At 62.6% G+C, this 3,440-nt stretch carries 4 protein-coding genes and 1 pseudogene; 1 reads left to right on the top strand and 4 read right to left on the bottom strand.

Annotated features, from left to right (window positions below):
• Nucleotides 1–47: 47 nt before the first annotated feature.
• Nucleotides 48–932, bottom strand: coding sequence for a DMT family transporter (locus tag EN994_RS23300; RefSeq protein ID WP_063169834.1), 885 nt, complete (start codon nucleotides 930–932; stop codon nucleotides 48–50).
• Between the two features lie 197 nt (nucleotides 933–1,129).
• Complete coding sequence (locus EN994_RS23295; protein WP_013528221.1) at nucleotides 1,130–1,537, bottom strand: DUF2000 family protein; 408 nt, start codon at nucleotides 1,535–1,537, stop codon at nucleotides 1,130–1,132.
• 49 nt (nucleotides 1,538–1,586) lie between these two features.
• On the opposite strand from EN994_RS23295, the gene EN994_RS23290 reads away from it, so the two are divergent.
• The gene (locus EN994_RS23290; RefSeq protein WP_027164197.1) at nucleotides 1,587–2,456 is read left to right on the top strand and encodes an AraC family transcriptional regulator; all 870 of its coding nucleotides are present in this window, start codon (nucleotides 1,587–1,589) and stop codon (nucleotides 2,454–2,456) included.
• Between the two features lie 24 nt (nucleotides 2,457–2,480).
• On the opposite strand, the gene EN994_RS23285 is transcribed toward EN994_RS23290, so the two are convergent.
• On the bottom strand, nucleotides 2,481–2,951 hold the full coding sequence (locus tag EN994_RS23285; protein WP_013528223.1) for a MarR family winged helix-turn-helix transcriptional regulator: 471 nt from the start codon (nucleotides 2,949–2,951) through the stop codon (nucleotides 2,481–2,483).
• Nucleotides 2,952–3,163: 212 nt separating this feature from the next.
• Nucleotides 3,164–3,440, bottom strand: a pseudogene (locus EN994_RS23280) (protocatechuate dioxygenase); the annotation flags it as partial.

Raw genomic sequence — 3,440 nt, 5'->3', positions numbered from 1 at the left:
GACCTAAACTGTTTAAAGGCGGCGTTATGCCACCGATCGGGGGCAAATCAAAGTTTTTTTGCCAACGCCTCGGCCTCGACGTCCGAGGCCGCGCGGCTCCGCAGCCGAAGCCTATGCTCGCGATGGACGATGTAGAGGCCGCTGGCGACGATGATGGCGGCGCCGACCAGCGTCCAGCGGTCGGGAAACTGCTTGAAGACGATCCATCCGGAAATGATCATCCACACCATCTGCGAATAGGGATAGGGCGCCAAAGCCGTGGTCGTCGCCAGCCGGTAGGCCTGGACGAGCAGCCAGTGACCGACGCCGCCGAACACGCCGAGCATCAGCAGCACGAACCAGTGCCAGCCGTCATGCGGCAAGGAAAACGAAAACGGCAGCAGGGGCAACAGCAGCAGCGCCGGCGCCAGCGCCGAAAACAGGATGAGGCTCTCCGATGTCTCGGTCGCCGACATGCGGCGCGTCATGATGACGTAGAAGCAGTTCGACAGCATCGAGCCGAGCGCGAAGAGATGTCCGATGCCGAACACGCCGACGCCCGGTCGGGTGATGATGAGGACGCCGGCAAAGGCCGCCAGGATGGCCAGCCAGCGCCGCCAGCCCGCCCACTCGCCAAGCAGCGGACCGGCCAGCGCCGTGATCACCATCGGCCCAAAGAAATAGATCGAGGTTGTCTCGGCCAGTTGCAGGGATTTGAGCGCCAGGACATTGAATATGGTCGATCCGAACAGGAAAGCCCCGCGCAGGATATGCGCAGGCAGGTTGATCGGGCGAAACCGCATGGGTTGGCGCCAGCCGCGCAACAGGGTGCCGACCAGGATGACATGCACGGCAAAGCGCACCCAGGCAACGACCAGCACGGAAATGCCGGCGAGGACGAGGTATTTGCTTGATGTGTCGAGGAAGGTGAAGCAGACGTAAGTGGAAAGCATGCACAGGATCGCCACCGGGGGCGTCGCGCTTTCTACATGTCTTTGGGGAGCACTCACTTGCAGGCCGGGTGGGAGCTGGGCTGGACCCACCTTTGCGGGAATTGCCGGCTCCCGGCAAGCCAATTGTCGGCTGTCGCCACGCCAAAGCCGGCTGGCACAACAAGTGTCGGCGGCAGGCTTAGTCGATGCCTCTGAAGCTACGGGTGCATACGGGCGCCCTTGGTGATCTTGTCGACCAGCTTCTTGTCGGCGCGAAGCGCGATCCCGACCGCCTTGGCGTCTTCAGGCGCAAATTCGGCGAAGACGGCGCGGTTGGCCGCGTCAAAGCCGGTCGAAAACATCTCCTCGACATAGAGCGAGGTGGTCACGCCGCGCTCCAATGTGCGCCGGTGGATCGTGCCCAGCGTGGCCTGGTCGGCGGACAAAACGATGACCGGCTGGATCGACAGCGGGTTATAGAGATTGCCGGCGCGGTCGCGATAGGGTTCACCGATGATATCGGAAAACTGCGCGACGATGCCGCTGGTCAGGAAGGCGGTGACGTTGAGTTTCTGCCAGACCGCCAGATCTTCCCTGAGCACGATTGCAAATTTCGTATCGAACATGAGACATTGGCCATTCGGTTTGTGCCCCAATGCGAGGCTTAAGGAGACGATGTCGCACGATCTAGACAGCCAGGCCTTCGAGGGTCTTGGACGTTTGTGCATCGATGCGGCGGAAAACCGTATTATCTCCGCCCCCGATCCCGCAGGCATGGAGCGGATCGAGGCACGCTTCCATGGCAGCGCGTTCGACCTGCATCGCCACGACACCTATGCGATCGGGGTAACGCTGCACGGTGTGCAGACGTTTCGCTATCTTGGTGCTGCGCGTCACAGCCTTCCAGGCCAGATCATCGTGCTACACCCCGACGAACTGCATGACGGCGGCGCCGGCACCGAGGACGGCCTGCGCTACCGAATGCTCTATTTGGAGCCGTCGCTGATGCTCGACTGCCTCGGCGGCGCTTCGCTGCCTTTTGTGAGGGATGGCGTGGTGACGGACGCCGCCTTTTGCGCAACGCTGCTTTCGGCGCTGGGGCCGCTGGAGCAGGAACTCGACGACCTGTTCGTCGACGATTTCCTGGTCCAACTGATGCAAAGCCTGACCCGGCATGGTGGCCAGCCGGCAAAGCCGATGACCAGGACGGCGTGGCGGGCGGCTGCACTGGCGCGCGACTATCTCACGGAAAACCTGACCCGGCCGGTGCGCTCCGGCGAACTGGAAGCCATAACCGGGCTCGACCGCTATGCCTTGTCACGGCATTTCCGCGCGGCGTTCTCGACCAGTCCGCATCGCTTCCTGGTGATGCGCCGGCTTCAGCGTGCGCGGCGGATGATCGCCGCCGGCGAACCGTTGGCGCAGATCGCGGTCGAAGCCGGCTTCAGCGACCAGAGCCATTTCATCAGGCAGTTCAAGAAGGCGTTCGGCATGACACCGGGACGCTGGTCGTCGCTGATCCAGGGCTCTGCCGCGGCGGCTTGATCGCCTGCCGCGACAATCCGCCGGTCAGTCGTCCGACTCGGCGTCGTCGTCGATGAGCACCAATTCCTCGTTCGAGAGGTTGGCCTCGATGCGGGCAAGCAGTTTGAACAGCGACTTCTGGTCCTTCTTGTCGAGGCCCTTCAGCGCCTGCTTTTCGGTCTTCTTCACCGATTTCTCGATGGCGTGGATGATGTCGCGGCCTGTATCGGTGAGAAAGATGTGGGCCTGGCGGGCATCGGCTTCAGAAGCGCGCTTCTCCAGGAACCCCTGGGCCTGCAGCCGGTTGATGGTCTTGGTGATCGTCGGCGGGCGCACGCCGAGACGTCCGGCAAGATTGCCCGGCGTCTGGCCGTCCTCACGGTCGAGCGCCAGCATGATCTGGTCCTGGCCGGCATAGAAGCCGTGCGCCAGAAGCCGGGCAGCCAGCGCCGTCCTTGCCAGCCTTGCCGCGGAATGCAGCCGGCTCATTGTCGCAGTCTTGTCCGCCTTGGCCATGGTCTTCCCTCTTCGGCCGTACCGGTGCGGGCAGCATAGAGGCAGCCGGCCGGTTGGCAATCGACGATCAAAAAGATTCCGGTGCTTCAAACAGCTTTGCCGGCAAGCATTGTGGTGTCCGCCGTGGCTAATGCCAGATGTTTATTTCAGTTAGATGACAAACGAATTCGTGACCGGAGTTTTCGCCGCTGACAAGGTGCGTGAGGGAACGCTCAGCCGGACTTCACCGCCACGATCATCAGCGCCTGATAGGCATCCTCCAACTCGCGCAGCGCAGCCTGCGATTGCGATCCGGCCCGCCTGGCGATGCCGTCATCGGCATTTGAAGTGTCGCGCTTGCCGGGCCGGTCATTGTAGGGCGCGACAGAGGTGAAGATCTGCTCGCTGAGGCTGTCGGGGAAAAACAACTGGCCGGTCATCACCGACCTGTCGTCGGGGAAGACCTTGAAATGGATGTGGGTGGTGCGGCCGCGATACCAGCCGGGATAG

Origin of the sequence: Mesorhizobium sp. M7A.F.Ca.CA.002.09.1.1, assembly GCF_003998555.1 — a bacterium.
GTDB lineage: Bacteria > Pseudomonadota > Alphaproteobacteria > Rhizobiales > Rhizobiaceae > Mesorhizobium > Mesorhizobium ciceri.
Note: the sequence above shows the minus strand (reverse complement) of the source record. Positions and strands in the feature narration are given on the sequence as shown.